Raw genomic sequence first — 16,792 nt, forward strand, 5'->3', positions numbered from 1 at the left:
CAGTTTCAAAAAAGCAGGGATAAGCAATGACATTCATCACTTGGGTAGCGTATGTTCAAAAGACATATACTAAACAGGTGTGGAGTATTGTTTATTTGCTTTTGGGTTTTGTCAGAACCTCCTACACAATAAACGAATGGCTCCACACTTTCTTTTTGTCTAATCCTGTCATTAAAGGAGTCGAATGGCGCAACTTTACTAATTACTATGAATGGATTAGATTTTATTAAATCGAAACAACAGAGTTGGGCAAAAAGAAAAAACTTCAATCCACTAGGAGGTACAATTCCCAATAAAGGAGAGAAAAACTATTTGTATAGTTTAGCAGATAATTTGTTTGAGCCGTTGTCTAAGGAGAATTTAGATTCTTATAATTCGGGTGACGGGAACGAAACAAAAGATTCTAAAACACGATTGGCAAAAATGAAAGCACTTCATTCATCTTCTGCGATTGTGGTTAATCTGTTCCAGTATTGGCAGGGAAAAGATGTTTGCCCGATTCTAAATGCATGCAAATTGACTTCAAGAACTACTAAGGTAGGCTATCTGATTAAGAATGTCGGTTCTGTTTCTCCTGAAAAAATTCCCATAATTCCTTCTCCACTTAATTACGAAATTAAATTTGAAGAGCAGTTTGAGATAAGTGAAGATAAATCTCAATTCCCACATTCACCCAATATTGATGTTGTGATTTATACTCCATTGTCTACTATTGGTATTGAGTCTAAATTTACAGAACCATATAGTAGTAGAAAACATGGAGGATTAAAACAAAAGTATGTTGAAAATCTCTCTTTTTGGAACGGATTGCCTAATCTGTATGAATTAGCAAAAGAAATTTCTCCTAATGATACTAAGTTCCAGTATTTAGATGCGGCACAATTAATAAAACACATATTAGGACTGAAAAAGAATAGTGACGAGTATAATTCAAATCTTGTTCAAAAGCATCATTTTGTAGAAGGTAAAAGGAATTTGATACTCAAACGCAAATTTCATCTCTTATATCTTTGGTACGATGTAATAGGAAAAGAGGGAAGTAAGCATAGAAAAGAGATAGAACAGTTTGCAGAAATTGCTAAAAAGGACAATATAAAGTTTAGCCATATAACCTATCAAGAAGTGATAGCAAAACTGTCAAAAGAATTTCATGATGGGAACGAATCTTATTGCAATTATCTAACAGACAGGTATTTGTAAAACGTATAAGTAAATCTAATAAAAACGTTTGTTTAATTTAAAGATAAAAAACATGAAAGCTATTATTCTAAGTATGTTGATGATGTTGTCTTATAATTATTGTTTTGCACAACTGAAAGTAGAAAACTCAACTCCAAAGCAAGAAAAAGAAGATGTATACGATGTATCACAAGACCTTTATATACGAGAATCACATCGAGGAAGATACATTGGTGCTCCTTTGGATTATAAATCCTACCAAAAATTTATCAATCAACGAATTTTCTGCATCTCGGATGAAGCTTTTGCTCCTCACGGAAATCGTTACGCTTTGAAACGACAGCTTGTCAATCTTCCTACTCCAATAAAAGGGTACATTCAATACAAGAAGAAACAATTAGACTTTTCTATTAATCAGATAGCGACCTACTTATATCATCCAATAATTCAACCTGTCAAACCTCAATCTTCTAATGTAAAGGTGCTTGATGATATGAGAGGGGATAATGCTAATTTCCCTTGTTATGAGAAAGACGGTAAAAACTGGAAACCTTATACAATGGTTTTGCATAATGCATATGCCTCTGATTATGTAGGGAAAAGAGTAGCAAACGAACCTGTTTCTTTGGCAGGAGACTCTTATCTCATTAAAAAAATATTAACTTTTGATGAAGCCTTGAAACTTCTTGAAGAAGACCCACAAATAAAGCTTATTACAAAAAGTGAAAGTACACATGGTTTGGGTAAAAAAGAAACCTGTTATTATGAATCACTTGTTTCAGGAAAAACATTTTTAACCCCATCTGTACAAAATGATATTTTGATTAAAAACAACATAGAATTTGGTGGGAGCAATGATTGTGAATCTCCTATCTTTTTGATGGAAAGTAAAAGCGGAGAACTTTTTCTCACACGGCTGAATGAAGACAAGTTTATATCAGGAATATCAATGAAGGATGGCTCTGCGTTTGCTTATACGACTTATATTTTAGAGAATCATATAGAATACCTGAAAGAAAAGTTTATAGGGAAACTGTATTCCATACAACATTATCCTGACCCTAACGAGAAAGGTCTGATAGAAGATATTGTAATTCGGGATAATGTATTGAGTGTAAAATACGTAAATGTAGAAACAAAGAATATAGGCTACAGGTCTATGGAATGGAACTCGACAGGTAAGCTGTGGGGCGTAGCTAATGCAAACGAGATTACACCGAAACAATCTAAATAAATATTCTGAATATTAACCGATTAATATTGATATTATGAAATTTATATGTAACTTCTTATTGGTATTGAATTATATTGTTTATATCATTGCCGATGTTAGTGCATGGGCAACAGATGTAAAATATGGACTTTTGCTTCTATTGCCTTTGATTGTATTTCCAATTGTTGTAAAATTAGCCCATAAGTTTGCGGTTTCGCAAGCTGATAAGTTTTTCAAATCAGAATGGAATGTGTTTTTGAAGAAATTGGAATGGGGAAATTCTGTTGTTGTAGCAATCGTTGCTCTTTTTTATTGGCTGTTCTTAAGTAAACCAAATTAATAATCATATGATTGTTAACAAGATTGATACACCATTTAGAAAATTTTTGGAAAGTCTGAAAGTTCCGTCTGTACCACGAATGAAAGGCGGAACTATTTTCAACCCTGATGAGATAAACTATCTTGTACGATATTCAACTCCATTGGTTTATGAATTTGTGCAAGAGGATGAAACCGATAGGGAATTTTATGAGAAGTTTGTCAAATGGCTACATGAAGAAATGCCAGTTTATGGGTATGTTGATGTTTATATGGTCGTTTATTTACGTTATGGGCAATATTTAAGTAACGATGAATTTGAGTATTTGGAAAGGAATATTCCGGAGTGTTTCGAGAAAGGGCATGTATGGCTCTATGAAATAAACTATCGTAGGCGCTTCCGTTTGCGTATTCAATTGATTCGTTGTTTTAAAAAAAACTTTCAGAGAATTATTCGGAAGGGTATTCATAAAATTGATTCCACAACAAATAAGTTATAATTATGTATTTCAAAAGAATAGTTTTAAGTGTTGTCGGCATTGTTATAGCTCTAGTCTTGACCGCCCAAAGTGTTTATGATATAAGTTATTCAACGTATAATTGCCCCGACAATTTGCCATACGGAACACTATTGGATAAATATTGTCCTAATCTCCAATTGTGGAATAATCACGATAAGAATTTCCCTTGTCATGTTTCTGTGATAAAATTGAATGGACACTATTCTGACTGCAAAGAAGCTAATGAATATTATCCTATGTCCGATAAAGAATTGAAGTTCATTCAATCTATAAGAAAGTCGGATTTAGCTTTTACTAATCCTTTTCTAGTCACTTTATACAGGAACTTTAATGGCAAAAGAATTAAAGTAAACATTCCGACTACCTATTGGAATATAACACACAAAAAGCCTGAAAGAGTAAAAGACTTTATTATTAAGGATTTTCAATTGAAGAGGTTGGTTACGGTGGTCTATTTTGATAACAGGTTATTCTTCTTTATTAAGAAAGATGAAACGTCTATGACTTGTTATTATTATAAGTCAATAGGGACGTTTGTTTACTCAAATTATGGTGAAGTTACTGCTATTGATGATAACGATTCAATAAACTATTTCTTAATTTGGCTTGCTAGCATACCATTACCAAGCTTACCAAAGGAAGAAGGACAAAAAATTCTTTCGCTTATAGTTTCAAAGGCAGACGGTAAAAACCAATTCACTATTGATTTGCCATTTGTTTTTAAAGACAACACTCCTCGAAGCATTCTTTAGCAATACAGATTACATAGTAAATATAAGCACAACTTAGCTATTAGCTTTATTTAGTTCTATTTCTGTTATTGTGTTCCAAATGTGTTCCACTAAAAAACAAATCAGCCGCTAACTGTCCGTCAGCGGCTTTCTTACACCCTTGTTTGCGGAGAGAACGAGATTCGAACTCGTGATACACTTTTGGCGTATACACGCTTTCCAGGCGTGCCTCTTCAACCACTCGAGCACCTCTCCTTTTTTTCAATAAAATAACAGACAATGGAAATATATTTCCCACAAAAGAAATAGCAGCTTCAAAGCTGCTATTCTCAGCGGAGAGACAGGGTTATGAACCTACTCTCCAATATCCTTGAAATTCAATTTCTTATCAGTATGTCAAAGCCTTAGGGGTACAACTTAGGTTACAAGAATAACGCTTTTCTGTCACCTTTTGGCTGTTCGTTGTCTGCCTAAAACTACGGTTCAAAGATACGGCTTTCTTTTGACATATGCAAATCATTGAAAATAAATCTTATGCAGTTAGTGCAAGGTGCAAGCTATATATATAGATATATACTTGCACCTTGCACTAAAAACTACCTTGTAATAAACAAGATACTACTAAAATAAGTACCTTTGTAAAATGATTCAAGAGGAGTTCAAATTTTACAAGCCATGTAAGTTGTTGCAACCTTATATAAGATATTATTGGGTATTCAAGAGCAATCGACCGCTGGATGCCTTTACTTATCCTATCGGTTGCCCTCAAATCATTTTCCATAAACAAGCACCGTTATATATCCCTGAACTGAATATTACACAAGACAAACTGACTGTGAGCGGACAAGTTAATTTCTCATCCCATTTGTATGCTGACGGCAATACAGAAATGATAGTGGTTGTATTCCACCCTCACACTATGAGTATGTTTCTGAACATGCCGACTTCACTCTTTTACAATCAAGAAGTGTCCGGTTACAGCCTTGAAAACAAGAGTTTGAATGAGCTGGCTGCACGAATATTCAACTGTGAGAATAATTCTATTTGCATAAGCTATATAGAAAAATGGCTGGTGTCACAAATTGCCGATAATTTGACTGATACCACATACAGAATTGAAAGAATAGATGCCGCCATACAGCGAATATATATCACTCCGCAAATCTCTGTAAACGAATTATCTTCCATTGCCTGCCTAAGTAAAAAACAGTTTGAGCGGTTGTTTCATTCATTTGTAGGCATCAATCCCAAAGAATATACCCGTATCGTCCGCTTCCAAAAGGCTTTGGCGCAGATGCAGCATCAAGCGGGCAAAGAAATCAATCAGGCACAAATAGCATACGCCAGCGGCTATGCCGACCAGTCGCACTTTATCCGGGAGTTCAAGAAATTCTGCGGATATACGCCCGTGTCTTTGCTGAAAGTATCAAATCCATATTCCGATTTGTTCACCAATCCCGTATAAATGTCCCGTTTGTTCTATCCGGGGTCAAACGCTTCTCCTACTTTTGCCGCCTGATTCATTAAATGAAAATAGCATTAAGTATGAAAGAAGTAAATCCCCAAGAAACCAGCCGTGCATACGCCTTTGAAATGTGGATGAACGCACCTATGCCAATGGTGACGTTCTTTAAGACACTCAACGTGTCACGCCTTGTGAAAATCAGCCGAAAATCGGGCATGAAGTTTAATATGTTGATGTGCTGGTGCATCGGCAAAGCCGCAAGGAGCGTGAAAGAATTTTATATGCTGCCCGTTGGCGGTAAACTGATGCAGTACGACACCATTGCAGTAAACACCATTGTCGCTAACAGAAAGGGCGAGGTAAGTTCGTGTGATATTCCTTTCTGCGATGATTTGTCTCTGTTCAATCAACACTATCTGCAACTTACCAAACAAGTGGCTGAAAGTTGCGTCAATCACGACTTGACGGAAAGCATGGTTATCGGAACTTCCGCATTGGCACAATATGAAATAGACGGTGCTGTCGGTATGTATAGCGGTATTTTTAATAATCCGTTCCTTATTTGGGGCAAATACAAACACCGCCTGCTGAAAACGACGCTTACCGTTTCTTTCCAGTTCCACCACACGCAAATGGATGGGGCGCACGCTTCCCGCTTTTTGGACGGGATTCAGAGAGCAATTGACAATTTGCAGTATAAGTAAGTTTGCTATAAATGATATACACAGGTTACGATTTTGCAGCTTATTTCAAAAATGACTATTTAGGGTAACTGATTTCGTAACAGATTGAGTAACTTTGCTCTCAATAATAGAAACAGCAATGGAAACAGACATAGAAGCCAAATATTGCCAAACCTGCGGAATACCCTTAGATATTGACTACAATAATCTTGGGGTAAATACGAGTGCGGAATATTGCGACTATTGTTTGAAGCATGGTGTCAAGGGTTACGATTTTTCGATGGACTATCTGATTTACCTTTGGGGGCTTTTCCCCGAAGAGTATTATAAAGAAGTAGGTATATCCTATACTTCGCAGGAAATCAGAGAGGTAATGTCAAAACGGCTTCCCGAAATAAAACGGTGGAAACAAAAAATCAATACAGCCCACGTGTTATATGAGCTGATTGTAAGGGTACAAGAATACATTAACCGCCATTTGTTCGAGGAACTTAGTTTAGATGCCATATCGCAAACGGCAGGTATTTCCAAATACCATTTCCGGCGTGTCTTCAAAGCTGTATGTGGTGAAAATATCGGGCTTTACATTCAGCGGTTAAGATTGGAATATATCGCATTCAAGTTAATATCAACCAATATAAGCGTTACTGAATTGTTATGTCAAATAAACTACCAAAATAAACATACACTTTCAAGGGCATTCAAAAGTTATTTTAAGTGTACGATACCGGAATTTCGTAAACTACATTCCAATGCTAACCCCGCAGGAATGTATCCGGTGCAAATTGTTCCTTGCATTGAGAAAGTTCCGCCTGTTCGTATTGCCTGTTTGAAACTGGAATGGACGGAACATATAAACCATGATTTTACGGTATTATGGAAACAGATTCTACGTCTTTCTGAAAATTGCGGTTTACAGTCAAGTGGCTGTAAATTTATAAGCCTTACATTGGATTGTCCGCTAATTTCTTCAGAAGAACAAACCCGTTTCATGGTGGGTATAACCGTTCCGGAATCATTTAACGTTCCCAATGGCTTTTCTGTTCATGAAATAGAAGCCGGAGAATATGCAGTGTTTCAATTCAAGGGGCTATATCACGAGTTGAACAGAGTATATCGTTACATATACCTTGATTGGTTGCCGACAAGTGAATATGCGCTACGGGAGCCTTACACATTTGAAACCTATCTCAACACTCCCGAAAAGACCCCTGTTTCGGAGTTGAGAACGGATATTTATATTCCTATTGTGCGAAAGAACAAATGAATGGCTTAAATAAGGAAATCGAACAACAGCTAAGAAATGAAAATGCCGATTTTGTTCACTTCGTGGATATTTCCATGCTGGATATACGACAAAACCGGGGTTTTCCCTATGCCCTACTGATAGGAATTGCCATAAATCCACATTTTATCAAAACTGTACATGATAGTCCCGATTATGTGCATACCCTCAGCGATGAATATGCACAGGCAGAAAAACGGGTGGGAATGATTGCGGACAAACTGGCTGGGCGGCTTATCAGCAAAGGTTACAAAGCATTGTCACAGTCCGATAATGCTTTGATAACAGAGAATACATTTGACTTCGCAACAAAAACGTCCATTTTACCACACAAGACCATTGCCGTACTTAGTGGTACTGGTTATATTGGCAAAAATAACCTGTTCATCACGGCTGAATATGGAGCGGCACAATGTCTTGGCTCTGTCCTGACAAATGCCCCTTTATCAATAATGGAACACGAAATCAAGTCGTCGCAATGCGGTAATTGTAATATATGCAGGGATGTATGCCCACAAAAAGCGTTAAACGGAGTTGTATGGAACATGAATGTTTCAAGGGATGAGATAGTAAATGTTTATGACTGTGTTACGTGCTTGAAATGTTTGGTTTATTGCCCGAAAACACAGGCATACATGAAACGACATATCACTATGAAGTAAGATGAAGGGGTATATAGGTAATATATTGCAGGAAATAGACATAGAGATTGACGAAATCGACCTCTACGGCTATGATATTATCGAAACCTCTCTATCAATGGTACATAAGCTGCAAACAGTTCTTGATGATTTGAGAACTAAAATACAAACCTATATATTTCCAACCAAAGAGGATGAAATCTTATTTTTCAAGACACAGAAACCGGAAATACTTGGTCGGTTGCTATTCTTCTATAAGATATACAAGATTGAAACGCAATATCCTAATGGTAGCGATGAAGTGATTAGGAATTATATCAATCGGGAACTGGATAATCTGACCTATTTCTTCAATCGCAATTTGGACTTTTATCAATACTACCGTTCACACTCCACTGTGTATGATGAATATTATTTTGTTCGTGGAAAAGCAGATTTGCGGTTATGTACCGATAGCGCACAGTTTGACAAAGACCCTAATTTCTCAACCGGATATGACTATAAAGTGGCAAAGATTATCGCCAATGAAATGCTGCGCATTTATCTGAATAAGCGATTGGTGAAACTGGTAACGAATAATCAGATAGAAGATAATCTACAAAGATGCTTCAAATATCCGTTCCGCTTTACAGGTAAAAAGGCATATCTTATCGAACTGGGATATTCTCTTGTATCTTCGGGTGACATCAATAATGGCAACGTGGAGATAAAAGAAATGATGAATTTCCTTAGCACGATATTCCACATGGATTTAGGGGATTATTATGCTTCATACATAGCCATGAAAGAGAGAAAAGACCGGACGGCATATCTTCATCATCTGATAGATAATCTTGTTAAGCGGATGAATGAGGATGATATGAAATAATCTCCAGTATTCCAGTATGTAGAAGTACCATGTTCTCCCCAACATGGTACTTTCTTTTTATGGTGAAATCTACTTTGAAAAATGACATTTTGGGGAGCTTTTACGCCAATATTCCCCTAAAACAGCTTGAAAAAAAGTAATACCATGATAGATATAGCCATGACTTTTAGGTTATTTCTTCTCCCGAACTTTGCGGCAAATCAATAAGTTAGCAATATGGAGATTATAACATTTGAGTCAAAAGCCTATAAGGAACTTGACAACAAGATTACAGCCATAGCAGACTACATTTTCAATCACTTGGACGAAAACAAGACTGATGAAGATGAAATTTGGGTGGATAGTTACGAAGTCTGCACGTTCTTGAAAATCAGTGACCGTACTTTACAACGCCTACGGGCGGCAGGAATGATTTCTTACTCCGACATCAAGGGGCATTACTTCTACAAGATTAAGGAAGTAAAGCGAATGTTGGAAGAACGCTTGATTAAGCGTGATAAGGAGTGTATAAATGAACTGATAACCAATCATCAGAAATATGTTAAGGAAAGAAGAAATTCTAAGCAGAACAAATAACGGTCTGCTTGTTTTTAAACATTACTTACCCGGTGACTGGCGTATTGGCAGGCACTTTCTTAATCCTCTTTATCAGGACAAGAAAGCATCCTGTAATATCTACTTCGACCGCCATAGTGGAAAATTTAAAGTCGATTGACCCACTATTATACTCTAAATTGACCCATCAAAAAAATATTAGATTTAAATAAAGAAAAATGCATTTTAACCCGGGTCATTTTCAATTATAATAATCTACAATATATACTATTTCTTTTTAGCATTAATCTTTCTTACAGAATCCCCGGTAAGTTCAATCTTGTGTGCTGTATGTACAATTCTGTCCAGGATTGCGTCAGCTACTGTAGGATCACCAATTGCATCATACCAGCTTTCGACAGGAAGTTGTGATGTTATTATGATTGATTTTAATCCGTGTCTGTCTTCTATTATTTCCATAAGGATTGACCTTTCCCTGGCATCCAGTCCTATAAGAAACAGATCGTCAAGAATCAGCAGTTGACACTTTTCTATTTTTTTCATCTCAGATTCTATAGTGCCCTTGTTTTTGGCAATTTTAAGCTGTCCCATAAGCTTTGACGCATTTGAATACAAAGTCTTTATTCCATTCTTACATGCCTCATATCCTATGGCTGAAGCTATATAGCTTTTACCTGTACCGGAGCTTCCCGTGATGAAAACATTCTGTCCGTCTCTTATAAAATCAAGAGATGCAAGTCTCTCAAGCTGGTTACGGTCAAGGTTACGTTTTATGGTATAGTCTATTTTTTCCATATATGCCTTATATCTGAAGTTTGCAGACTTTATCAGTCTCTCAATGCTTACATTGCGTCTGTAATCATATTCGCTTTCAAGAAGCCATTTAAGAAACTCATCGTTTGTCATACCATCAGAGGATGTGGTCCTGCAGTCATTTCTATATGTTTCAAGCATGCCGTAAAAACGTAACTTGGAGAGTAGTTCCATTATTCTGTCCATATTTTTTCCGACAGTTCTGCTTGTTTTATTATTACTTGTCATTTTTATCCATGTTTTTAGAGTTAAAATAATCCTTGCCTCTGAGATTTCTGTGTTTGGGGGTAAGTTCGGGAGCCTGTCCCTCCATCTGTACATGATACTTCTCATCTTCCCTGTTTACCAGAATACTTTCAAGTTCGTTGTACCCGAACATACCGAATTCCATTGCCACCTGGCATGAAAGAACCACCCTGTCATGTCCGAAACGCTCCACAAGACTTAATATACCATCGGCTGAACGTACGGCCTGGACCGGATATTTCTTGGCAACGGCCACACGCTTTATGTACTCTTCCAATACCGGATCAATTTCACATGCCTTGCGGTATATATCATCCATTCTGATTCTGTATTCATGTAGCACTCCCGAAAGTTTGTGGGACGGTTTTTCTGAATAAGTGAAAGGTGTATCATCCCTGCGATGTGTCGTTATGTGTCTGAACTTATGATATATCTCCACTGTGTCCCCATCATACAGTAATTCTACAGTATCGCCGATATACTCTTTAGGAACACTGTAATAGTGATTGTTAAGCGATACATAACTGTTTCTCATGACAGTTGCCGTTTTCCGGCTTTTTGATATAAATTTTGTTGCCGGCAATGTATGCAGCCTGTCTTTCTCGACTTCGAGGAAACGTTCCCGACGGCTGTAGTTGCGATTGTACATCTTTCGGCTGTTCAACGCATCCGTATGCTTCATTATTTCTATGTTCAAGGCTTCAAGATCATTGAATTTCAATCCCGTCATCTTTGAATACACCTCCCTGTAGAGCAGTCTTACAGCATTCTCAACCAGAGCTTTGTCTTTAGGCTTTCGTACTCTTGCCGGGAAGACAACACATCCATAATGGTCTGCAAATGCAGCAAAGTCGTCATTGATTACAGGTTCAACACCTCCAGGCTTTGTTACGGCTGATTTCAGGTTGTCTGGAACTATGGCATTGGGGACACCTCCAAAATAATGGAAAGCATTTTCACATGCCTGGATAAGGTGTTCTTTCTTTTGTGATGGTACAGCCTCGTAATAAGTAATCTGGCTGCATGGAAGTATAGCGGCAAATACTTCTACGGGAACCTTATTGCCTGTTTTTTCGTATGAGAGATAAAGTTTGTCGCCGGCAAAATCCACATACATCTGATCACCGGCTATATGATCTATGCGTCCAACAGGAATCTTTACTTCCCTTTCTCGTCTGATATATAAACAAAAAGAACAGTAGCTGTAACCTTGTGGACGATTTTTAAGATATTCCTCATACAAAGACCTTCTTGTTGTCCCACGGACCTTAAGTCGTTTCATGTAATCAGGTATACGTTCTTGAAGATACTTATACTCTGCAGAGCCAGACGATTCTTTGTCAGTCTCCGTACCGAAAAGCTCATGCAGATGCTGCTCGTCCATTTTCAACAGACGCTCAAGTTCTATACCCATATCTTCGTATATACGGATATAACGTTTGACTGTATTACGTGAAACAAGGAGAGAAGAACTGATACCGCGGATACTCATTCCTGACTGATAACACCGCAGTATGTGCTTGATTCTTATTTTCATTCTTTAAAATTTTATTCAGTTAATAATACCGGGTTAAAATGCTTTGTAAAGTACGAAAACAAGACTGAAATATGGTAATTATACAGGGGCAATTTTTATTATAATCACAGCGGATCAGTTTCGGTTATAAAGGTGGGTCAGAAGACTTTTATAATAGTGGGTCAATCGACTTTAAATTTTCCACGCTATCCACTCGTCACGCCTGCGGCGGCACTCGTCCAGCGTTTTGGCTACCGTGCTGAAAAGTTCGCCGTCCGTGTGGCGGTAGTCATATTGATAATAAATTTGTCCCCTGAATGCGCCTAAGCAACATTTCACGTATTTTTCTTCTCCCGGTGTTTGGGTAATGCTTACCCCATTTTTGTTAAGTGACTGCATGATGTCTTATTTTTTATGGTTATAAACTTGGTTGTTTTTAGCGGGCAGGGCTTCGACACCCCGCCCGGATTGGTTGTTATGCCGCACGGAACACAAAGCCGTCATCAAACCAGTAATCGCACATGAACAGGTCACGGGCAAACTTTTCATAATCGAAATAGGTCTTTGCGAACTCCGGCAGGTTGTAGCATTCCTCTATGATTTCATAGGCGAAATCTTCTTCATCGTCATATTGTCCCTGATACTCGTCCCGGAAATCACGTACAAGGTCGTCCGCATCTTCCTCGCTCAAATCATGGCTTTTATAGTTGCACCACACGAAAAAGGCTTCCTGCTCGGTGTCGCTCAAATCCTCTACCGCATCACGCAGGGCAAAGAAGTTTTCAGAAATCCAGCTTTCGCCGATTAAGCCCTCCGGCACGTTTTCCCAGTCCTGAAACATATATTCAGCATCTTCCTCGTCCTTGTGAAGTTCCCGGCAGGCTTCGTAAAATTCTTCCTTGTCCGAATAGTCCGAAAGGTCGAGCCATGCGCCGGACAATGAACCGTTGTTATACTTGCCGTAAGTGCCTACATAAACTTTTGCTTCCGATAATACCTTTGCTTCCATATTGCTGTAATTTTTAAGTTTTTAATTTTATGCGGATTTGAGAGGTGAGGGAGTTGAAGTTTCACTGAACTTTTTTCCTGTTTCCCGTAAATCCGACTTTTTTTTTATGCGTCTTCCGGTCGGGGCGGTCGTTTTCGTTTCACATAGGCTCAAAAGGGTAGTGTTTAGAGTTTGCAAGGTTTTGGGCAAAAAATACCTCGCAAGGCAGGGAAGATTTTCCGCCAAACCGGAACGGCTCGACCTTGCAAAGTCGTGAAGAACACGTAACTACCTTTGCCTATTGAAATGATTAAAACGACTGTTCCGGCTGGTGGACTGCGTAAGAGGAAGATTTACATTTAGGGAAACAGGGGAAAAGTGCCTGTTCTCTTTCGTCTTTTAGGGAACACTCCATGCGGGCGGGAAAGGCAAGGGTGTTGTGAGCTTGCTTGCAATACGCTTGTGCGGGTTTCCAACGGCTCTTTTCACGAAAATCAGTCGGTCATGCCACGCAAGGCTGGCGTTTTGGGGAATGTGCCAGTTGGAAAATGATATAAAAAATGCGGGTAGTCGGTGGACTGCCCGCAAGGTGAAAGAGTGTACTTTGTTGGGATATAGTTTATTAGGTGGAATTTCGTTACCGAAATCGTTACCTATTCGTTTTTGTCACGGTTATAGGTAACGAAACCTACCGGACGGCGTTCTTTCTGCTGCTTCGACTGGCTTAGAAGCTGGGTAAGGGCTTGGTACAGTTCGTTGAACTGTGCATCGGTGCTTACCTCCAGTTCCTCAATGCGCCTTAACAGCTCCTCGTAACCGATTACCATTTGGCGCATGAGGACGAAAGCCCGCATGATTGAAATGTTTACTTCTATGGCTACTTTGGAACGGAGAACCGAAGAAAGCATGGCTACGCCTTGTTCTGTGAAAGCCATAGGCAAGGCTGCGCCAAAGTTGTAGTCAGGAGGTATCACATTTTGTGATACCCCTATGGATAACAGCAAGTTGGCTTCTTCTTTGGAAAGTACAAACATAAAATCGCCCGGAAAACGCTCGATATTGCGCTTGACCGCCTGCTTTAAGGCTCGTGTTTCCACTTGGTAGAGTTCTGCCAAATGGTAATCGAGCATTACCCGGTAACCTCTTACTTCAAAAATTTTGTTTTGGATAATCTGTAAGTCCATAATCGTATATTTTAGGGGATTTAGTAATGTTGGAATAATAGTAAGGACTGGTCACAAATTGTGACCAGTTCCCAACAATCAAGATTACATAGCGACTTCCTTGTAAATCTTCTCGATGCCGACAAACTTCTTGTCAAGCCCCTGCATATCACTACCTATCTTGCTGTTAGTGATGCGGGCATAGATTTGGGTCGTTTCAATGTTCGTGTGTCCCAACATTTTAGACACCGTTTCAATAGGTACGCCCTTTGACAGCGTGGTAGTCGTTGCGAACGTGTGCCGGGCAAGGTGAAATGTCAAGTTCTTTTTAATACCGCACACATCGGCAATCTCTTTCAGGTACGCATTTAGTTTCTGATTACTGATTATGGGAAGTATCTTGCCATTAGGTAACTTACCCTTGTACTTCTTCAAAATCATCTTGGGAATATCCAGCAGAGGAACATTAACATCCGTATTCGTCTTTTGCCGCTTTGTCATTATCCAAAGGTTGCCGTCAAAGGATTTGCGAATGTTGTCTTGCGTAAGCCCGGCTACATCTATATAGGCAAGCCCGGTGAAGCAGGCAAAGATGAACAAGTCCCTGACGTGTTCCAGCCGCTCGGAAACCATTTTCTTTTTGAGGATGATTTTAATCTCGTCCTCTGTCAGATACCCCCTGTCCACTTTCTCCAGCCGGATTTTGTAACTGGCGAAAGGGTCGTTCACCAGTATGCCGTTGTTGCGGGCAATGATGATGATACGCTTGAAGAACTGCATGAACTTGGCGGTGGTGTTATAACCACACTTGCAAGCAGTACGCAAGTATAACTCAAAATCGGTAATGAACATCGGGGTAATCTCCTTAATGGATATGTCCGATACGTTGTACTTGCTTTGAATGAACTCGGCAAGGTGGCGGCGGGTGACTTCATACTTGCGGTAGGTCGCTATCGTCTTGGATATGCCGACCAACTGCTTCACATCGTCATTGTGCTTTTGGAACAGGGTAAGGATTGTTTCGTGGCTCTCGCTATGACCTAAAAACTCGTTCTTCACTTTCTCGGCGGTCACGTAATTGTCACGCCGCTGCATTTCGTGGTAAATGGTGTTCAAGGATGCGTTTATATCATCCAGCATACGGTTTATGCGGCTGGCTTCCGAAGTACGTCCGGTAGCCTTGCCCATTTTGCCGTCCCAAATAGAGGGTAACACGTCCAGCTTGGTGTTAAAACGGCTCGCCACGCCGTCCACTGTGATACGGGCGAAAAGGGGGTACGCACCGTTGGCTTTCTGCTTGTCTTTCTTTGCGTAAAAGCAAATGTTGAATGTCGATTTCATAACTCACTTTTTAAGTTGCAAAACTATTGTAATTCTCTAAAAATGAGTTCCATGCAGGCAAGCCAAATAACGACAGGACTTCGCCAATTTCGGACAATCTGTACCCCCTTTCCGTTTTTGTTTGTCAGGGGTACGAGTTAGGTTACGAACTTTGTCTTTTAGGGGCGAAAAGATGTACTTTAAGGCAGACACAAGGGGATAAAAAAAGTCCCACAAATCATTGAATTTGTGGGACTTGTCTGCTTACTGTCCGGTATTGTCCGGTTAGTTCAGCGGAGAGACAGGGTTTTGAACCTACGACCCTAACCGCTTGTATTTCAGCTACTTTGCTTTCAAAATTTCAAATAGGTAACGAAACAGTAACGATTTTTAATCGTTAAGCCTGTCCAACTTTGACCGCTGTTTGTCTGCCTAACTTTCGGGTTCAAAGATACGGCATTCTTTTGAAACTCGCAAATATCTGATAATAAATATTTTTGGGTTAGTGCAAGGTGCAAGCTATATATATAAATATATACTTGCACCTTGCACTAAAAAAAAGCACTGGGGTACAAATGGTTAAAACAAAATCCGTATCTTCGTAACCGATTAAAAACAAACGTGTATGATAATAACTAACCGTGAAGAAGTAATAGATAAAGCATTTGGGGTATTTGTCAGGATGAACTACGAGAAAGCAAGCATCATCACGCTTGCCAAAGCCTGCGGAGTGACAAAAACGGGCATCGTTTATTATTTTCCGCACAAGCTGGATTTATTCATGGCTGTGGCAGACAAATACGTGCTAAAAATGCACGAACCGGGAAACAAGTTTGCCGCTCCTGCCGATACGTTGGAGAAGTTCATCGGGCAATACGTGGCGGGGGTAGCCGCTTCCATGAAAAGGATTGTTGAACTGATTGACGAGAATAGCAGCCCGCATGATTGTAGCCCTAACTTCTACTACTTTCATTTCCTGTCACAAGTGCGTATGTACTATCCGGGCATCAGGCAGAAAATTGAGAAAATCTACCGACAAGACTATGACCTATGGGAGAAAGTCATACAAAAAGCAAAAAACAGCGGGGAAATCAGAAACGACACGGACGTGAAGAAAACGGCTACCATGTTCCGGCAAATGTTTTTAGGACTGTCATACGAACAAGCATTTCTGAACGGTCTGAACGTGGATGAACTGGCAGAAAACTTTCGCTATATCTATTCGCTGCTTAAAGCCTGATACAGTTTTGTTTTTTTAACCTCTATTATTTTTGAACGTATGTTCAA

The 16,792-nt window shown here is 39.2% G+C and carries 18 protein-coding genes, 1 tRNA gene and 1 pseudogene; 13 read left to right on the top strand and 7 right to left on the bottom strand.

Going from position 1 to position 16,792, the window contains the following annotated elements; genetic code table 11:
• Nucleotides 1–207: 207 nt before the first annotated feature.
• From CLIN57ABFB40_RS09485 to CLIN57ABFB40_RS09505, 5 genes are read left to right on the top strand one after another with little or no spacing between them, the layout of a single operon-like run.
• Nucleotides 208–1,200: a PGN_0703 family putative restriction endonuclease gene (locus tag CLIN57ABFB40_RS09485; RefSeq protein WP_175629854.1), complete on the top strand. Its 993-nt coding sequence runs from the start codon at nt 208–210 to the stop codon at nt 1,198–1,200.
• A 52-nt stretch (nt 1,201–1,252) separates the two neighbouring features.
• A complete protein-coding gene (locus tag CLIN57ABFB40_RS09490) occupies nt 1,253–2,413 on the top strand; it encodes a hypothetical protein (RefSeq protein WP_175629855.1) in 1,161 nt (386 codons plus the stop codon).
• Nucleotides 2,414–2,447: 34 nt separating this feature from the next.
• Nucleotides 2,448–2,732 carry a hypothetical protein gene (locus tag CLIN57ABFB40_RS09495; protein ID WP_024986197.1) on the top strand — a complete coding sequence of 95 codons (285 nt, stop codon included), beginning with the start codon at nt 2,448–2,450 and terminating at the stop codon, nt 2,730–2,732.
• Between the two features lie 7 nt (nt 2,733–2,739).
• Complete coding sequence (locus CLIN57ABFB40_RS09500) at nt 2,740–3,210, top strand: hypothetical protein (RefSeq protein WP_175629856.1); 471 nt, start codon at nt 2,740–2,742, stop codon at nt 3,208–3,210.
• Nucleotides 3,211–3,212: 2 nt separating this feature from the next.
• Nucleotides 3,213–3,983 (top strand): hypothetical protein, encoded by a 771-nt coding sequence (locus CLIN57ABFB40_RS09505; RefSeq protein WP_175629857.1) that lies wholly within the window; start codon nt 3,213–3,215, stop codon nt 3,981–3,983.
• A gap of 146 nt (nt 3,984–4,129) precedes the next feature.
• Here CLIN57ABFB40_RS09505 and CLIN57ABFB40_RS09510 read toward each other — a convergent pair.
• Nucleotides 4,130–4,217, bottom strand: a tRNA-Ser gene (locus CLIN57ABFB40_RS09510).
• Nucleotides 4,218–4,605: 388 nt separating this feature from the next.
• Between CLIN57ABFB40_RS09510 and CLIN57ABFB40_RS09515 the strand changes: the two genes are divergently transcribed.
• The 7 genes and pseudogenes from CLIN57ABFB40_RS09515 to CLIN57ABFB40_RS20585 all read left to right on the top strand — a co-directional run.
• Nucleotides 4,606–5,427: a helix-turn-helix domain-containing protein gene (locus CLIN57ABFB40_RS09515; RefSeq protein ID WP_175629858.1), complete on the top strand. Its 822-nt coding sequence runs from the start codon at nt 4,606–4,608 to the stop codon at nt 5,425–5,427.
• Nucleotides 5,428–5,507: 80 nt separating this feature from the next.
• The gene (locus tag CLIN57ABFB40_RS09520) at nt 5,508–6,131 is read left to right on the top strand and encodes a CatA-like O-acetyltransferase, family 2 (protein ID WP_175629859.1); all 624 of its coding nucleotides are present in this window, start codon (nt 5,508–5,510) and stop codon (nt 6,129–6,131) included.
• A 118-nt stretch (nt 6,132–6,249) separates the two neighbouring features.
• Entirely contained in the window at nt 6,250–7,377 is a 1,128-nt protein-coding gene (locus CLIN57ABFB40_RS09525; protein ID WP_175629860.1) for a GyrI-like domain-containing protein, read from the top strand.
• Nucleotides 7,374–8,057, top strand: coding sequence for a ferredoxin family protein (locus CLIN57ABFB40_RS09530; RefSeq protein WP_172502244.1), 684 nt, complete (start codon nt 7,374–7,376; stop codon nt 8,055–8,057). Before CLIN57ABFB40_RS09525 ends, CLIN57ABFB40_RS09530 begins: the two co-directional genes overlap by 4 nt.
• A 1-nt stretch (nt 8,058) precedes the next feature.
• Nucleotides 8,059–8,904 (top strand): RteC domain-containing protein, encoded by an 846-nt coding sequence (locus tag CLIN57ABFB40_RS09535; RefSeq protein WP_175629861.1) that lies wholly within the window; start codon nt 8,059–8,061, stop codon nt 8,902–8,904.
• Nucleotides 8,905–9,120: 216 nt separating this feature from the next.
• Nucleotides 9,121–9,480 carry a helix-turn-helix domain-containing protein gene (locus CLIN57ABFB40_RS09540; protein WP_004325475.1) on the top strand — a complete coding sequence of 120 codons (360 nt, stop codon included), beginning with the start codon at nt 9,121–9,123 and terminating at the stop codon, nt 9,478–9,480.
• Nucleotides 9,443–9,613 (top strand): annotated as a pseudogene (locus tag CLIN57ABFB40_RS20585) (bifunctional DNA primase/helicase); the annotation flags it as partial. The gene CLIN57ABFB40_RS09540 and the pseudogene CLIN57ABFB40_RS20585, both read left to right, overlap by 38 nt.
• 113 nt (nt 9,614–9,726) lie before the next feature.
• On the opposite strand, the gene istB reads toward CLIN57ABFB40_RS20585, so the two are convergent.
• The 6 genes from istB to CLIN57ABFB40_RS09570 all read right to left on the bottom strand — a co-directional run bounded on the left by istB (nt 9,727) and on the right by CLIN57ABFB40_RS09570 (nt 15,526).
• Nucleotides 9,727–10,500 (bottom strand): IS21-like element helper ATPase IstB, encoded by a 774-nt coding sequence (gene istB, locus CLIN57ABFB40_RS09545; RefSeq protein ID WP_065539093.1) that lies wholly within the window; start codon nt 10,498–10,500, stop codon nt 9,727–9,729.
• Nucleotides 10,490–12,055: an IS21 family transposase gene (istA, locus tag CLIN57ABFB40_RS09550; protein ID WP_175628403.1), complete on the bottom strand. Its 1,566-nt coding sequence runs from the start codon at nt 12,053–12,055 to the stop codon at nt 10,490–10,492. The genes istB and istA overlap by 11 nt, the downstream gene beginning before the upstream one ends.
• Nucleotides 12,056–12,226: 171 nt before the next feature.
• Nucleotides 12,227–12,433 (bottom strand): DUF3873 domain-containing protein, encoded by a 207-nt coding sequence (locus tag CLIN57ABFB40_RS09555; protein WP_175629862.1) that lies wholly within the window; start codon nt 12,431–12,433, stop codon nt 12,227–12,229.
• Between the two features lie 76 nt (nt 12,434–12,509).
• On the bottom strand, nt 12,510–13,043 hold the full coding sequence (locus tag CLIN57ABFB40_RS09560) for an antirestriction protein ArdA (RefSeq protein ID WP_175629863.1): 534 nt from the start codon (nt 13,041–13,043) through the stop codon (nt 12,510–12,512).
• Between the two features lie 632 nt (nt 13,044–13,675).
• Nucleotides 13,676–14,206: an ORF6N domain-containing protein gene (locus CLIN57ABFB40_RS09565; RefSeq protein WP_117833935.1), complete on the bottom strand. Its 531-nt coding sequence runs from the start codon at nt 14,204–14,206 to the stop codon at nt 13,676–13,678.
• 84 nt (nt 14,207–14,290) lie between these two features.
• Nucleotides 14,291–15,526, bottom strand: a complete 1,236-nt coding sequence (locus CLIN57ABFB40_RS09570) for a site-specific integrase (RefSeq protein ID WP_175629864.1) — start codon at nt 15,524–15,526, stop codon at nt 14,291–14,293.
• Between the two features lie 604 nt (nt 15,527–16,130).
• Here CLIN57ABFB40_RS09570 and CLIN57ABFB40_RS09575 point away from each other — a divergent pair.
• The gene (locus CLIN57ABFB40_RS09575) at nt 16,131–16,745 is read left to right on the top strand and encodes a TetR/AcrR family transcriptional regulator (RefSeq protein ID WP_175629865.1); all 615 of its coding nucleotides are present in this window, start codon (nt 16,131–16,133) and stop codon (nt 16,743–16,745) included.
• Nucleotides 16,746–16,792: the final 47 nt, after the last annotated feature.

This window comes from Bacteroides acidifaciens (assembly GCF_903181435.1).
GTDB lineage: Bacteria > Bacteroidota > Bacteroidia > Bacteroidales > Bacteroidaceae > Bacteroides.